Below are 17,078 nucleotides of genomic sequence, written 5' to 3' on the forward strand. Positions count from 1 at the left end.
TCAAGGCCCATATCGGGGTTGGAATAAAAAAAACATCCTTTTGCGCGTCATATAGCCAGACAATAAATATGATTGCCGCATGAACAATAGACAAGAATAATGCAATAGCCGGGTGAGATTTAACCATTACTGCCTATCACCTATTTGAAGACTGATTGCAGCTTCTGTTTATAGAAGTACGCATCATTTGTGTTGCTTGGGGGAGACGGCCAACCACGTCCGTTATTGGATAACGCTCTCGAACATCTGGCGAGAGTTGCGTTACATTGCTCGAGAGCCTCTTTCTTCTTGCGTTTAGACAGCGGGCACGATTCGTCTTCCACCTCAGCGAAGCAGTAGTCGTGGGCCATACAGCAAGCATCCAAGCTATCGACTGGCCCATCTGGAGTCGAGGAAATGATTGGCCCTGACTTGCCGCCACTCCAGTTCCTTCCACACCAGTTCCCGTAATGGGTTGAGAATCCACGGCCGTTAGCTGGATCCAATCCTAGCGCATCGGAGAGCGATATCGGATCCCCACTGACATACGCCCTCTGATTGAGGCCGCCGGCAAGGCCAATCGGATCGTCACTCAGCCACTGCGTCCCCACAGGATCGTAATACCGCGCCCGATAGTAATACACCCCCGTCCCATCATTCTCCCGCCCCGTATATTGCAGGGGGTTTCCGTTGTCCGGGCCGATGCTCTGGGTTTCTCCGTAGGGGCTGTAAGCGTACCAGTTGGAGGGGCTCTGGCTCTCGTCCGTCTGAGCGATGACGCTGCCTAATGCATCCATGACCAAGGTCTTGTTGCCGCTGGCCGCATATCGCGCCAGCACTTCATCCAGGGCGATGCCGGTGTGATAGGTCGCATCCACGGCGTTGTTCCTGATCTCGGCGATGGCTTGGGCGCCGTCGTAGAGATACTGCACGGTGCTGCCATTCACGGTCTTGCTGATGCGCCGGCCCAGGGGGTCATATTGGAAGCTGGCCTGGTGGGTGGGGCTTTGCAGTTGGGTCAGCCTTCCCCGCGCATCCCAGGTGTAGGTGGTGCTGTCCTGGGGATCGTTGCTGTTCTGCTTCTGGGTGAGATTGCCCTGGGGGTCGTAGCTCAGGGTGTAGGTCTTGGCATTGGGGCCGGGGTTGATTGTCAGTTGGGTGAGGCGGTTGGCGGCATCGTAGGTAGCCGCCATGGGGGTCTCAGAAACGCTGGTGGCGCCGCTGTTCTTCTGGATGCGCTTACCGTCCGGGTCGTACTGGTAGTCCAGGGTTTCGATGGGGCTACCGTCAGCTTTGGCGATCCTGAGCTGGGTCAGGCGGTCGCCGTTGTCCCAGGCGTATTGCTGGGTGATTCCGTTGGGCAGGGTTTTCTTGATGAGCCGGCCCGCTGGGTCGTATTGGTAACTGACAGTCTTGCCTCGGTAGGTGATTTGGGTGATGCGCCCGGCCCGGTCGTATTGGGTGTCGGTGGGGTCACCGCCGTTGATGAGGCGCTGGGTGCGCCGTCCCAGCACGTCGTAGTGGTATTCCACGGTGCCCTGGTCGCTGGCGATGCGGGTCAGGCGGTCCTGCTCGTCGTAGCTGAAGAGCAGGTCGCCGCTACGGTTGTCGGAGAGTCGGGCCAGGTTGTCCGCAAGGTCGTAGTCGTAGCGGGTGCTGCGGCCGTCCGGGTCGGTGACTTCGGTCAGGCGGTTGGCGGCGTCGTGGGCATAGCGGGTGATACGGCCCTGGCGGTCGGTGGCGGTGAGCGGGTTGCCGTTGCCGTCATAGGTCCAGGCGCTGCGCTGGCCCTGGGCGTCGGTGCGTTGGGCCAATCTTCCCCGGGCGTCCCAGGTGTTGGTCTCGACGGCGTGGCCCAGGGGGTCGGTCAGGGAGAGGAGCCGGTCCTGGGGGTCGTAGGTTATTCGGGTGACGTTGCCGCTGGGGTCGGTGGTTTCGGTAAGGCGGTCCAGCACGTCGTAGGCCCGCCGGGCGGTGAGGCCGCTGGGGCTAGTGATTTGGGCGAGGCGGTTGGCGGCGTCGTAGGCCAGGTCGGTGGTGTTACCCAGGGGGTCGGTGGTCCGGATCAGGTTGCCCTGGGGGTCGTAATTGAGCCGGGTGACGCGGCCCAGGGGGTCGGTGACGGTTTCCACCTGGCCCTGGGGGGTGTAGGTGAACCGGGTGGTCTCGTTTTCTGGGGTGGTGGTGGCGATGAGGTTGCCCTGGCCGTCGTAGGCGTGTTGGGTGACGTTGCCCAGGGGGTCGGTAATCTGGGTGGGTTTGTTGAAGAAGGGGTCGTAGTCATAGAGGGTGACGTTGCCCTGGGGATCCTTGACGCTGGTGCGATTTCCCTTGGCGTCGTAGGTATAGCGGGTGGTGCGGCCCAGGGGGTCGGTCTGGGCCAGGACCAGGTTGCGGCTCGCGTCCAGGCTGCGGGTGCTGATGCGCCCCAGGGGATCTTCGCGGCGGGTCCAGTCCCCCAGGCCATTGAAGCGCCAGAGTTCCCGGTTGCTCCGGGGATCGGTCACCGTGGTTTGCATTACCCGGCCACCCGTCACTTGATAGTCAAAGCGGTAGCCGCTGCCGTCGGCGAAGGTCTCGGTAAGTGCCCGACCGTTGCCGTCGTAGGTGTAGCTGGTGCGCAGGCCCCGGGCGTTGGTCTTGGCGGCGATGCGGTTGGCGGCGTCCCATTCATAACGCGTGGTGTTGCCGGTGGGATCGGTCACCTGGCTCAGTCGAGCATTGCCGTCGTAGGCGAAGTCCAGGGTCCGCCCCAGGGGGTCGGTGATGCGGCTGATCTGGCTGCCGCTGTAGGTGATCTGGAACACCCGTCCGTTGGGGTCCGTCACGCTTTGCAACAGGCCGGGGGTGCTGCCACCGCTGCGGGCCATGAGGGTCTGGTTGCCATGGGGATCGGTCTGGCGCTTGAGGCCCCAGTTGCCGCGTCGGGCGTATTTGGCAAACTCGTATTGCGTGCCCTCGGGGAAACGCACCAGGGCGGTATCGGTGGTAGCCGTGGCTTCGACCCCTTCGGCCCCGGTGCGACCGGGGGCGGTGCGGTAGATGCCGTCGCTGCCTTTGCTCAGCACCCAGCGGTGGCCCGCCGGACTCATCAGCACCAGGGCGCCGCCGCTGGGAGCCAGTTCCCATTCGGTGCTGAGCACGGTGCCCCGCCCGAAGGGACCGATCCGGTCGGTGCGGGAGTTGTAGCTGCACCCCAGCCGGGTGGGCACCAGGCCGTTCAACCCCAGGCTGTGGTCTTCCATGACGGTGGCGACACCGGTGCCATAGATCACGGGGTTCTCGGTCTTGGGGCCGGGGTCCGGGCAGCTCCCCGGCGGTTCCGGCGGCGGCGCCGGGCTGGCGAAGCCGGCGCCGCAGCAGAACTTGGGAATCCCCACGCCCGGGTCGGAGACGATGGAGAGACCATCGTCGGAGACGGTGCCCTGCCCCATGATGCGCCACTGGTTGCTGTTGGGGTCCGGGGTCGTCGATTCGTCGTAATACCAGAGGTCGGCCTTCTCGCCCGGCAGTGCCCCCATGTCGTTGGCCATGGTGACGGGGATGGGCTGGGTGGGGTTGGCGCCCCCTTCCCGGAAGAAGTAGTAGAGGTAGACAGTCTTGACGTTGACGCCTTCGGGCACGGGTTTGATGGGTAGCCGGTCCACCGCCACGGTGCGCACGTTGATCTGGGTAATGGGGGTGCCGTCCCAGCCGTAAAGAATGGCGCCCTGGGGAATGTTGAGGCTGTAATTGGGGAGATCGGCCATCATGACGCTGGTGCCCTGGCCGGGCACGATAGTCACGGCCTTGGCGGCATCCACGGCCTGGAGGTAGCTGGTCAAGGCCAGGTTGTCCCGTCCGGCCTGGATCATGACGGGCATGGCGATGGCGGAGGGGTAGCGCAGGGCCACGGTGTTGGCGGTGTGACCATCGATGAGGATGACCTGGTCCCCCAGGACCGGGGGATTCAGGAAACGGTAATAGCCGGTTTCGTCGGTGTAGGTTTCCTGGCCCCCCAGGCGGAGGCGGGCGCCCACGAAGGGGCGGTCGTCTTCGGCGTGGAGCACCCGCCCGCTCACTGTCGTGGCCGAGGCGTCCAGCACGGTCACGCTCAGGGGGGCGCTGCGGGTGGCAGTCTGGCGGTAGACTGTCCGCCAGAGGAGGCCAACGATACGGCGAAGCGCATCGGCAGCGCTTCGGAAGCTGGGGATTACCAGGCTTCTTTGCGCTGATTCACGGTACGACGGCAGACGGGGATTGATGCGAAGGGGGAAACGACGAGGGAAGGCGGGGAACAGCCGGAACGGGGAGAAGAGGAACGCTGCCGTCAGAAGTAGGCAGGTGAGGAGGAATAGAAGGGAGACGTCCACGGGAGAAGGAAACTATTGGATATTCAAAATCAATTTTCTCAAGATCCCTTATTGCTTTTAATTTTTTCTTTTACCTTATGGCATACCCACCATAGAAGCCTTGGTATGAGATACCACCACATTGGACCAATGATGGCCTCGCCAATCGGAGTAGGTAGCCACCAATAAAGCACAGTGACGGGAAGGTCCACAATCCATATATACATATAGCCGAGTTGCCATTGTGCACCGCCCATTGCAGGGCTAGAAAATTCGATAAATAAAAACAACGAAACCCTAATTGCGCAGAGCAACCGCCCAACGGTTTCGACCCAACCTGGAACTATTTCCTCGCGTTCCATAGCTTTCTTCCCGGTTGTATGGGTGCCATATTACTAATGTCCTCATATGTCATATTCGTTCTAGGCCCTGGCCGCCTCATTGCCTGACTAACAGCAAAACCATCTAATCCACCATATTTACCGGCTTCGATTGCAAGGGCATCATCGCAAGCTTTCATACATGTTTCACGTTTTAGGTAATCCCCACCCCCACATTCACCTTTATTTCGGCAAGATGCATAACACATATCGTGAACCATGCACGCGGTATCGAGATCATCTCTCGGTGCCATAACACTGGCACGTTCTGCTACAGATAGCTCATCCCATGGCTTTTCAAATCCACCAGTCCAATCTGGACCGCACCAGTTTCCATGAACTTTGACTAGCCCCGTCGGATCCGTATTACTCACCGGATCCCCACTGACATACGCCCTCTGATTGAGGCCGCCGGCAAGGCCAATCGGATCGTCACTCAGCCACTGTTTCCCAACGGGATCAAAGTACCTGGCCCGGTAATAGTAAAGCCCCGTCCCATCATTCTCCCGCCCGGTGTATTGCAGCGGGTTTCCATTATCCGGGCCGATGGTCTGGGTTTCGCCATACGGGCTGTAAGCGTACCAATTGCTCGGGCTCTGGTTCTCATCCGTCTGGGCGATCACGCTGCCCAGGGCGTCGGTGAGCAGGGTGCGGTTGCCTGAGGCGGCGTACCTCGCCAGCACTTCATCCAATGCAATGCCGGTGTGGTAGGTGGCCTCCACGGCGTTGTTCCTGATCTCGGCGATGGCCTGCTGCCCGTCGTAGAGATACTGCACGGTACTGCCATTCACGGTCTTAGATATCCGCCGGCCCAGGGGGTCGTACTGGAAGCTGGCCTGGTGGGTGGGGCTTTGCAGTTGGGTCAGCCGTCCCCTCGCATCCCAGGTGTAGGTGGTGCTGTCCTGGGGATCGTTGCTGTTCTGCTTCCGGGTGAGATTGCCCTGGGGGTCGTAGCTCAGGGTGTAGGTCTTCGCATTTGGGGTGTTGGGGTTCAGGGTGAGTTGGGTCAAACGGTTGGCTTGATCGTAGCTGGCCGCCATGGGGGTTTCGGGCTGGCTCGACCCGCCGCTGTTCTTCTGGATGCGCTTGCCGTCGGCGTCGTACTGGTAGTCCAGGGTTTCGAGCGGGGTGCCGTCGGCTTTGGCGATCTTGAGCTGAGTCAGGCGGTCGCCGTTGTCCCAGGTGTATTGCTGGGTGATTCCGTTGGGCAGGGTCTTCTTGATGAGGCGGCCCGCTGGGTCGTATTGGTAGCTGACGGTCTTGCCCCGGTAGGTGATTTGGGTGATGCGCCCGGCCCGGTCGTACCGATAGTCAGTGGGGTCGCCGCCGTTGATGAGGCGCTGGGTGCGCCGTCCCAGCACGTCGTAGCGGTATTCGACAGTGCCCTGGTCGCTGGCGATGCGGGTCAGGCGGTCTTGCTCGTCGTAGCTGAAGAGCAGGTCGCCGCTGCGGTTGTCGGAGATGCGGGCCAAGTTGTCCGCGAGGTCGTAGTCGTAGCGGGTGGTCCGCCCTTCCGGGTCGCTGACTTCGCTCAGGCGGTTGGCGGCGTCGTGGGCATAGCGGGTGATACGGCCCTGGCGGTCGGTGGCGGTGAGCGGGTTGCCGTTGCCGTCGTAGGTCCAGGTGCTGCTCTGGCCCTGGGCGTCGGTGCGTTGGGCCAATCTTCCCCGGGCGTCCCAGGTATTGGTCTCCACCGCGTGGCCGAGGGGGTCGGTCAGGGAGAGGAGCCGGTCCTGGGGGTCGTAGGTTATTCGGGTGACGTTGCCCTGTGGGTCGGTGGTTTCGCTGAGGCGGTCCAGCACGTCGTAGGCCCGCCGGGCGGTGAGGCCGCTGGGGCTGGTGATTTGGGCCAGGCGGTTGGCGGCGTCGTAGGCCAGGTCGGTGCTGTTGCCCTGGGGGTTGGTGGTCCGGATCAGGTTGCCCTGGGGGTCGTAGGTCATCCGGGTGACGCGGCCCAGGGGGTCGGTGACGGTTTCCACCTGGCCCTGGGGGGTGTAGGTGAACCGGGTGGTCTCGTTTTCTGGGGTGGTGGTGGCGATGAGGTTGCCCTGGCCGTCGTAGGCGTGTTGGGTGACGTTGCCCAGGGGGTCGGTGATGCGGGTGGGTTTGTTGAAGACCGGATCGTAGTCGTAGAGGGTGAGGTTGCCTTGCGAGTCCTTGACGCTGGTTCGGTTGCCCTTGGCGTCGTAGGTGTACCGAGTGCTGCGGCCCAGGGGGTCGGTTCTGGCCAGGAGCAGGTTTTTGGTGAAGTCCCGGGTTTCGGTGGTGCTGCGGCCCAGGGGGTCGGTGGTGCGGGTGGGATAGCCCTGGCCGTTCCAGCGGTAGGCGGTGGTCTGTCCATTGGCGTCGGTCATGCGGGTCTCGACGACCTGGCTGCCCAGGGCGCCGTAGGCGTAGTTGACCTCGCTGCCGTCTTCCAGGATTTCCTTGAGGGTGCGGCCATAGTCGCCATAGAAGAACTGCCGGCTGTAGCCCCGTGGATCGATGCGCCGGCTGATGCGGCTGTTGCTGTCGTATTCGTAGGTGGTGACGTAACCGGCCGGGTCGGTCAGCCGGGTCAGGTTGCCGTTGGTGCGGTTGATCTCCAGGCCCAGACGGCGACCCAGGTCGTCGGTGATGCTGGCCACGGCGATACCGTCGGTGCCGAAGGGAACGCCTTCGAAGCGGTAGGTCCGACCGCCGGGGTCGGTGAGGGTTTCGATCAGTCCGGTGGTGGGGCTCAGGGTGAAGGTGGTCCGGTTGCCGTTGGGGTCCCGGATTGCCGCCAGGTTACTCATCAGGCCGAAGTCCATTTCCCGGCCGTCGGGGAATCTCACCGTCGTGCCGGTGCCAGTGCGCCAGGCTTCCCAGCCCTGGGCGCCGGCCCTGCCTTCCCGCTGGCGGTAGAGACCATCGGCTTCCTTCGAGAGGACGTAGCGGATGCCGTCAGGGGAGATCAGCACGATGACGTCGGCCTGGGCGCGGATGCCCCAGTCGTAGGCGAAGGTGACCCCGCGACCGAAGTTGCTGAGGAATCGGTTGGTGGAGCGGTATTGCAGGTCCAGGTTCAGGGGCATCCGCCCCGCGATGCCGAAGGGCCGATTCTGGAAGGCCAGGTTGTTGCCGCTGGCCAGGTCCACCGGATTGCACGACGTCGGGCCTTTCCCGTCGCCGCCCTTGCCGCCCTGGTCACGCGTGGGTCGGTTGTTCCGCGCAAAGCCGGCGCCGCAACAGAATTTGGGAATGCCAACACCCGGGTCGGAGACGATGCGCTTGCCGTCGTCGGAGACGGTGCCCAGGCCCATGACACGCCATTGGTTGCTGTTGGGGTCGGGGCGGGTGGATTCGTCGTAGTACCAAAGCTCCACTTTCTCGCCGGGCTCGGCGTCGGTGTCGTTGATCAGGGTGACGGGAATGGGCTGGGTGGGGTTGGCACCCCCTTCTCGGAAGAAGTAGTACAGATAGACAGTGCGGGCTTCCACGCCTTCGGGTAGGGGCTTGATGGGCAGCCGGTCCACCGGCACGGTGCGCACGTTGATCTGGGTGACGGGGGTGCCGTCCCAGCCGTAAAGAATGGCGCCCTGGGGAATGTTGAGGCTGTAATTGGGGAGATCGGCCATCATGACGCTGGTGGCCTGGCCAGGAACAATGGTCACGGCCTTGGCGGCATCCACGGCCTGGAGGTAGCTGGTCAAGGCCAGGTTGTCTCGTCCGGCCTGGATCATGACGGGCATGGCGATGGCGGAGGGGTAGCGCAGGGCCTCGGTGTTGGCGGTGTGGCCGTCGATGAGGATGACCTGGTCCCCCAGGACCGCAGGATTCAGGAAACGGTAGGCGCCGGTTTCGTCAGTGTAGGTTTCCTGGCCCCCCAGGCGGAGACGGGCGCCCACGAAGGGGCGGTCGTCTTCGGCGTGGAGCACCCGCCCGCTCACGGTGGTGGCCGAGGCGTCCAGCACGGTCACGCTCAGGGGGGCGCTGCGGGTGGCAGTGCCCAGGTCCAGGGGGCCGGTGCCGGTGATGGTGAGACTGTAATTACCGGGAGCGACACCCGTGGCGGCGCTGAAGTTGAGCATGACGTCGCTGCCGGCGGCCAGTTGGACCGGCACGGCCTGGGCGGTGAGGCCCGGCGGCAGGCCGGTCACGGCGAGGCTCACGCCCTGGCGATAGGCGGCGAGGCCCACGCTGGCGAGTGTTACGCGGGTGGCGCCATTGCCGCCCAGGGGAATCTGCACGGCGGCGGGGGCCAGGCGGATGTCGAAGCCCTGGAGGGCCTGGACCTCGAAGGGGCTGGGGGCGGTGGCGAGACCCCGTGTGGTGGTGAGCGTCACGGGGCCGCTGCCGGCACGGACGGGGACGATGACCTTGAGTTCGGTCAGGCGGGCGCTGCCCACCACGGCCCGTTCGCCGTTGAAACGCACGTCGTTTTTGGCAGGGTCGGGATCGAAGTTGATGCCGGTCAGTGTGACCGGGGTGCCGACGGGGCCGGCCGTCGGCGTCATGCCGGTGATGCCGTAGGGGGGACGCAGGGTGAAGCTCAGGCGGGCGGGGGTGCGGCCGGGGGCGCTGGCGCTGAGGGTCGGGGTGCCCGGCGCCACGGCGGTGACGCGGAAGACGGCGCTCCCCTGCCCCGGCTCGATGCGCACCGTGGCGGGCAGGTCCAGGCCGGGGACATCGGTGGTCAGGGTGACGGCCAGGCCCCGGCTGTCGGCGGGGTCGGCGCTGGTGACGATGACGTCGGCGCTTTCGCCGACGGTGAGGGTGCCGGTGGCGGTGGACAGGCCCAGGGCGGAAGCGGCTTTGACGGTCAGGGAGGTGCTTTGCGCCAGGTGACCCGGCGCGCCCTGGCTGTCGGTGTAGTCGAGCCGGGCCTGGAAGGGGGTGGCGCCGGCCGCCAGGGCGGAGAGGGTGCCGTCGCTGGCAATGCTGGCAATGGCGGGGTCGGCCACGGTCCAGGCGACGCGGGCGGTGTCGTCCCGTTCGCTGCCGTCGGTCAGGGTGGTGGTGGCGCTCAGCGCGATGCTGTCGGTGGCGAAGACGGTGGGATTCTGGGGGGCGATGACGAGGGCGGAGGGTTCGGGCGGGGCGATGGTGACGGTGGTACTGACGCTGGCGCCATTCAGGTTGGCGGTGATGGTGGCGCTGCCTTCGGCCAGGGCACTGACGGGGAATTCGGCCTCCAGGGCGCCGGCCGGGACGGTGACGCTGGCGGGCACGGCGGCGATGGCAGGGGCGCTGCTCAGAAGGGCGACGGTCACGGGGGCGTTGGGGGCGCGGTCGAGCAGCACATGCAGACCACCGGGGCGGCCCTTGGGCAGGGTGAGCTGGGGTGGGGTGAAGCCGATGACGACGGGGGGTGGCGGGCTCACGTCCACTCGGGTGACGAGGCGGCTGCCGTTGAGGGTGACGCTCAGTTGGGCGCTGCCGGGGGCCAGGGCCAGGAGGGGAATGCCGGTGCTCGTCTGGCCGGCGGGGAGGGTCACGATCTCCGGGGCCTGGACGATGGCGGGGGCGTCGTTGGTGAGGGGGATGTCGGTGTCGGTTTCCTGGGCGGTGTCGATGGCCAGGCTCAGGCTGCCGGCGGCGCCCTGTTGCAGGGGCAGGGGGTTGGGCAGCAGGGAGACCAGGTGGGCGGGCTGGGGAGAGACATGGAGGGCGGCGGTGGCCTGGGTGGTCGGGATGCCGTTGGCGTTGGCGGTGGCGGTGAGAATCGCGTCTCCCGGGATCAGGCCGGTGACGGTGAAGTCGGCATGGGTCTGGCCCTGGGGAAGGGTGACGCTGGGCGGCACGGCGACGATGCCTTCCGGGGCGACGGTAAGGGCGATGTCGGTGTTGCCGGGCTGGATGGCATTGATGTCTACGCCCAGGGTGGCGATGGCGCCCACGGTCAGGCGCAGGGGGGTGGGACTCAGACCGACGAGTTTGAGGTCCACGGGGACCACTTGCAGGAGGCTGGCGGCGCTGCCGCCGTTGGCCCGGGCGGTGACGGTGGCCTGGCCGAAGCCCACGGCGGCGACGGGGAAGGTGGCGCGAGGGGTACCGGCAGGCACGGTGACCGTGGCGGGCACGGCGACGAGACCTTCTGGACTGGCGGTAATCTGGACGTCCAGGGGGGTAGCGGGAGCGGCGGAGAGGGTGAGTTCCAGGTCGGTGGCGGTGCCCAGGTTGAGGGTGGCGGTGGTGGGCGCGAGGCCGACGACGCTGGGCAGGCTGCCGCTGACGGTGACGAGGCTGCTTGCTTCGCTCTTGTTGAGCCGGGCGACGATCCGGGCGCTGCCGGCCTGGCGGGCGGTGAGGGCAAAGCGGGCGCGGGTTTCGCCGGCGGGGACGGTGACGCGGGCGGGCAGCGAGACGCGGCCCGGAGGTTGGCTCGTGAGGTCCACGGCAACGTCGTTGTTCCGGGCGGCGTTGAGGCGCACGGCGAGGCTGCCGGTGGCGCCTGCGGCCAAGGTCAGGCGGGCCGGTTCCAGCGCGGTGACGCGGACGCCCCGGGGAATGACCTGAACGGCGGCGCTGACGCTGGCGCCGTCGAGGCTGGCCTGGACCTGGGCATGGCCCGGCCCCCGGGCCTTGACGGGAATTCGCACCTGGCTTTGGTGGCGCTCGAATTCGACGCTGGCGGGCACTTTGACGATGGTGGTGTCGTCGGTCGCGACGGTCAAACGCCCGGACTGCCGGGGCGACGGTGTCAGGGTGGCGATGAGCCGGCCCTCGGCGCCGGTGCCCAGGGCCAGGGGGTCGGGCGCAAGGCTGACGGGGACGCTGGGACTGGCCCGGCCCAGGACGCTCAGGGTGAATTGCCAGGGCCGTTTGCCCTTGCCAGTGACGGGCATGAGGATGCGCAGCCGGTTGCCCTTCGGTTTGAGGCTGACTTCAAACTCGGCCGCGTCGTTGGGAAAGCGCGCAAGAGGCACCACGGTGACGCCGTTCAGCTCGATGCTGGCCTTGAGTTGCGAGGCTTGTTTCGATGGGCCGTTCCTCCCCTCCCCGTCCTCGCCGCTTTCGATCCACAGCACAAAGGGGGCGATCACGCCTTCGGGAATGTCGAAGCTCTCCTCCCGTTGCGCCGGGGCACCTGCGACGTAGGTCTGGGGGCCGAAGAGGAGAGTGCGGACAGCCGTCTTTGAAGAATCGCCTTCCTTGGCGGGGGCCAGGGAGGGAATCAGGCAGACCAGGATCGACAGAAAGGCAGCAAGCCACCGGAAGGCGCCACAGGTGGCAAGCAACTCCCTCTCCCCTTGCGGCGACCGAAGGAAGTCCCTGTGGGAGAGCGGGTTGGGGTGAGGGGTGTATCGGTGCAGGGACGAGCTTCCCCCCTCTCCCTGTCCCTCTCCCACAAGGGGAGAGGGGACTGTCTTTTGTCCATGGGACATTTCTTGAGACGGGGGCTCAAGAAATGGTTTCAAGTTGATTGCGGCCGCCTCAATAACTTGGAGGACATTGCTTTGTGCCATCGTGTTCCGCTCGGTCGGTTGCCTGAAAGACGGTTGTTTCCGGGGCTATCCCAATCAGCCCCGAAGTTTTTCCTGGGCCTGGGCCAGCACGGCGGCGGGGACTTCGAATTCCTTGCCGCTGGTGGTGATCAGGGTGACGGTGCCCAGCTTGCCGAGAGCGGCGGTCAGGGTGACTTTTTCCACCCGCTCGTTGTTGGCGTAGGTACTGAGGGCATCGCCCAGGGCCGCGACGATGGTGTAGGTGGTCTGGGCCTGGAGGGTGCTCGGGCCGGCGGGCAGGGTGATCTGGACGCTGGCGGTGGCGCTTTCGGTGGTGCCGGTGAGCGCGGGACTGATGGCGCTGCTTGTCTGCCCGTACTGAGGCGTAACGGTCAACTTGACGGTGTTGCCGACCGGAACGCCCGTCGTCGTGAAAGTTACCGTGACGGGATTGGCCGTATTCGCTGGCAGGGTGATATCCGCAACGCCTGTCGGGGCCGCTGGCGCGGCGACGCCGGCGACACTGGTAATGACCAGACCGGGCAGTCCGCTGACAAAGAGTGCGCCGGGCACGCCAATACTGGCTGACGGTGTTGTTGCTGCGGTACGAGTAATGGTTTCTGCCTCAAGGCGGATGCGGCCGGAACTGCCTACGAGGCCGGTTGTTGCCCCTCCGTTACTTGTGCCACACACGGTATAACCCGCGGTCGTCCAGTTATTTCTGGTTGCCGGCACACCACTGTTCACAGCACTGATGGTTCCATTCCCTGCAATGCTCGTGGCCATCAGCCGGATTGCGCCGCCGCTACCGCCGCCGCCCATGCTGCCCGCGCCGTCACCGAAGGAATCACCCCCAGCGGCACCATTGGCCAGGATGGCTCCGGTCACGGTGAGGGTACCCGATGCCGCGATGAGGATGGCGCCACCGCCACCGCCACCCGCCCCGCCGGTAAAGTTGACGCCGCCGCCGCCGCCACCACCACCCGAGCCACCGATCAGGGGAAGCAACAAGTTCGATCCGTATGCAGCCCCTGGCCCAGCAGAACAACTCCAAGTGCTAGGACTAGTTCCAAAAACACCTCCTGCACCGTTGTAAACGGTGTTGTTGGTTGTGTTGAGAAATCCGGCGCCACCTCCGCCGGGCCCATTGCCCGGCCCTCCATTGCGCTCGGCTGCAGTTGCCCCCGCACGACCGCCACTACCACCGTCGAACCCTCCGGCGGCGCCCTTGCCAGGTTGACCGTCGTCACCGAGGCTGCCGTCACCGGAAGCGCCGGCATTGGCGCCGCGTGTTCCGCTAAGACTCAATGTTCCAGCGATGCTGACATTACCCGTGGAAAGGATGGTCACTGGCGTATTGGCCACATTCCGCTTGAAGGTTACCGTGATCCCCGAGGGGATATTGACAGTACCAAAGTTGAATACCCCGGAAGGCGGCAACTGGACTTCGGTGTTCACCGTGGGTGAAAAATCGCCATCGGCGCCCGTGCTGCCACTGTTGAAGGCCCAGGCCAGGGCCGGCGCCAACAGGGTTGCGATCAGGGTGCGTTGAAGGAAGGTGGGGTTCATGGGAAGTTCCTTTCCACGAGAGGTTATGCCAGCAGGGATGTTTGGGGTTGTCATGGGGCGTAGATGGTGAAGGTATTGGCGGGTACCGGATCGGCAGTGCTCTCGGCCCCCGGCACGAGCACCTGGATGACCCGGGCGCCCAAGGGGGCGTTGGCGGCGATGGCGAAATCCACGGTGATCTGGGTGCCTGTGGCGTCCACCACGGGAGTGTTGGACATCTGGACGCCATCGGCGGGCACGATGCGAACCGCCGTGGCGCCGGTGAAATTGTTGCCACGGATGGTGAGGCTGACCCGGTCGCCCTGATTGGCAAGGATGGGCGTGATGGAATCCAGTACCGGAACGCCAACGCCGACCTGCAGGCGCGGAGCCGTGCTGTTGGCATAGGGGATGCGCCCGCTTGCGTTGCTGACAACGATATCCCGCGCGCCCAGGGCGGCATCGATGGCCACGGTAATAGATGCCTGGAGAGTACTGCCGTCCGGGGAGATCGCTGGCGCCCCCAGGGTGATTCCGTTGGCCGGGTTGACCGTAATCCCAGTGGCGCCGTCCAGGGCCTGACCGTGAAGCGTAAGGGTACCGGTGGCGCCACGGATGAAGGCCGGCGGTTCGGTGGCAATGACTACGGAACCGACAGCCACGCCCAGGGGCCGGGCGAAGGTGTCGACGGCGGTGCTCACGGGGACCGGCTCGCCCAGGACGACGCCAAGCAGGGGAGACACGAAGGGCCCCAGGGGCGCCGAGGTATTCGGTGGAACAGTTTCGCCCACCCTCACGCCCAGGAGCGGTGAGACCACCGGCGTGAAGGTCTGGCCAGCCATGGCGGAGAGGGTGACGGTGTTGGCTGGGGTCGCTTCGAGGTTTGAATCACCGCCGGTGTTGGTGAGGATCAAGGCGCGAGGACCAATGTTCGTACCCGCCGCGATGTTGGCATTGGTGGTCAGGAGGGTGCCCGTGGCATCAATGACCGGGGCGCTGAAGCTGACGCCATCGGCCGGTTCGAGCCGAACGCCGGTAACGGGCTTGAGATCCCGCCCGCGCACGGTGACCACCAGCCCATTCTGGCCGGTCTGCCAGACGTTGGGGGTGACGGATTCGATTCTCGGCACGGGCGCGGAGACCAGGAACAGGTCGGCGCCATTGCCGGCAAAGGGGACCACGACGGTGCCGGCCAGCAGGCGGACGGTACGTAGCGCCTGGGGCGCCGCCGGATCGATGGCGACAGTGAAGGTCAGGGATGAGCCGTCCCCTGCGACGATGGGACCGCCCACCACCAGGCCGGTGGATGGCAGGAATTGGGCGGCCGTGATGCCCTGAAGGCCAGTGCCTCGAACAGTAACCGTCAGGGTTTCGCCGATGATGCCGACGGCCGGCGCGATGCCGGTGGCCACGGCGCCCACCGCCACGCCCACGGGTTTGGCATAGACCGGATAAAGCGGTGACGTGCCGCCGCCGCCCAGGCTTTCCACCACAACGCCGAGCAGCGGAGAGACCACCGGGGTCACCGCCCCCTGGATTTCGTTGACGACGCGGAAGGTGTTGATATCGCCGGCCACGGTGCTGGAACTGCCGCCGGCCGTGACGACGCTGACGGCATAGGCGCCGATGGGCGCAGCCGGCGGAATGGTCACCGGCGTGGTCAGGGTCTTGCCGTCGGCGCTGACCGTGGGGGTGTCGCTGGCGGTGATGCCCGCATCGGGCTGGAAGACGACCTGCTGCGCGCCCGTCAGGTTGTTGCCCCGGAGCGAGAGCGTCAGCGTGGTGCCGGGCGTGCCGAACAGCGGGTCCATGGAAAGGATTTCAGGCTGGGGCGGCACCACGTCGAAGCGGTCGGCCTCGGGTGAGGCTGCGGCGAAGGCTAGGCCGGCGGCGTTCCTCAGCACCAGTTGGCGACGGGTGGTGGGGGCGTCCGCAGCAACGGTGATGGGGACGGTGGCGGATTTTCCATCCGGCGCGATGGCAAGGGATCCCAGGGTCAGGCCGTCAGCCGGCATTACGGCAACGCTTTGCGCGGTCACAAGCCCGGAGCCGCTGATGGTGAGGGGCTGAGGTCCACTGCCCACCTGGACTGCCTTGGGCGCGAGGGACAGGAGATGGTCGCCCGTGACGACGCCCAGAATTCTTGAAACAAAGGGACCCAGGGCGATTGGAGGTGTTCCGCTTTCCGGCGGGGTGAGCACCACGCCCAGGGGTGGCGCAAAGCTGGTGTTGAGGCCGGCGAAATCGGCGGTGACATAGACCGGCACGGCGCTGTTGCCCAGGGTGGCGGAGTTGAGCACCACGCTGGACTGCCCCTCGATGACGCCCGTGATACCGGCCATGACGCTGGTCTGGCCGCTGGGAATGGTGACCGAGGACGGCGATACGGCGATGTTGGCATTGGACGCCGACAGGCCCACGGTGTGATCGATGGTGTCCGAGGAGCTGAGACGCAGGGTGAATTGATGGTTGGTGTTGTCCGGCGGTATGGCCAGGGGAGTGGGTTCGACGGTGAGGCGGGGCAGGACAGGCGCTATGGTGATGGCAGCGCTGGCGCTGCCGGCGGCGGAACGGATGGTCAGCGTCCCCGGCCCCAAGGCGGCGGCGCTTCCTACACCGAGCACGAAATCGATCTGCCCGGCCACGCTGCGCACATCGGTGATGTCCAGGGCCGGATCGACGGTGGTCACCCCAGTGCCCAGGAGATTGGTACCGACAACCACGACCGACCGAACATCCCCGCGACGGAAGACGGCCGGGGCGATGGAGGAAACGGAAAGAGGCACCAGAGTTCCCGCCGAGACTACCTGGAGGATGTTGCCGACGGCATCGTAGCGATACTCGGTGACCTGGTTCTGCTCGTCAATGACCCGGATGAGACGGCCCAGGGCATCGTAGTCGTAGCGTTCAAGTCCGGCATGGGCGGCGATGCTGAATGCGCAGGCCAGGAGCCACAGCCCCCACGCCCTTGCACGTCGCCCCGTCCGCTCCGCTCCCCTTGCGATCCCCATGCGTCTGCGCCCTTTGCCCTTGAGTGTGTCTTTGTGTTATCCGTTTTCGACAAGCGATGAGTCCGGATTGCCAACCTTCCAACTCTTTCACGCAATGTCGATGAGTGAAGCCATCGCCCTACCGACTTCTGTGTTATCTTTTTTTTCAGAATGCCCACGGCAAATACCGATGTCAATCACGGAAACAGGAAAAACTATTACGAAGGTGATATTTGTTCAGCATTTGAAAACATCAATGCAATGTTTAATAAAGAAAATTTTTTATTTTTACGTGTTGATTAATTCATGAGTCACATAATCAAGATGCATTTGACATTCACATTTACAGTGACAGAAATTAACTCTGATATCTTTTGACATATATCAAATGAGTAATCCATGTTCCGGGCTGTTTCTTGCCATCTTCCCGTTGGTTTGTTC

At 64.8% G+C, this 17,078-nt stretch carries 5 protein-coding genes; all 5 read right to left on the minus strand.

What is annotated here, in order from left to right:
* Positions 1 to 140: 140 nt before the first annotated feature.
* The gene (locus DENOEST_RS12210) at positions 141 to 4,070 is read right to left on the minus strand and encodes an RHS repeat-associated core domain-containing protein (protein WP_183148248.1); all 3,930 of its coding nucleotides are present in this window, start codon (positions 4,068 to 4,070) and stop codon (positions 141 to 143) included.
* A 299-nt stretch (positions 4,071 to 4,369) separates the two neighbouring features.
* Complete coding sequence (locus DENOEST_RS12215) at positions 4,370 to 4,672, minus strand: hypothetical protein (RefSeq protein ID WP_145771108.1); 303 nt, start codon at positions 4,670 to 4,672, stop codon at positions 4,370 to 4,372.
* Positions 4,654 to 11,892: an RHS repeat-associated core domain-containing protein gene (locus tag DENOEST_RS12220; protein ID WP_145771109.1), complete on the minus strand. Its 7,239-nt coding sequence runs from the start codon at positions 11,890 to 11,892 to the stop codon at positions 4,654 to 4,656. The genes DENOEST_RS12215 and DENOEST_RS12220 overlap by 19 nt, the downstream gene beginning before the upstream one ends.
* 282 nt (positions 11,893 to 12,174) lie before the next feature.
* Positions 12,175 to 13,668: an accessory factor UbiK family protein gene (locus DENOEST_RS12225; protein WP_145771110.1), complete on the minus strand. Its 1,494-nt coding sequence runs from the start codon at positions 13,666 to 13,668 to the stop codon at positions 12,175 to 12,177.
* Positions 13,669 to 13,718: 50 nt separating this feature from the next.
* A complete protein-coding gene (locus DENOEST_RS12230) occupies positions 13,719 to 16,658 on the minus strand; it encodes an RHS repeat domain-containing protein (protein ID WP_145771111.1) in 2,940 nt (979 codons plus the stop codon).
* Positions 16,659 to 17,078: the final 420 nt, after the last annotated feature.

Origin of the sequence: Denitratisoma oestradiolicum (assembly GCF_902813185.1) — a bacterium.
GTDB classification, from domain to species: domain Bacteria; phylum Pseudomonadota; class Gammaproteobacteria; order Burkholderiales; family Rhodocyclaceae; genus Denitratisoma; species Denitratisoma oestradiolicum.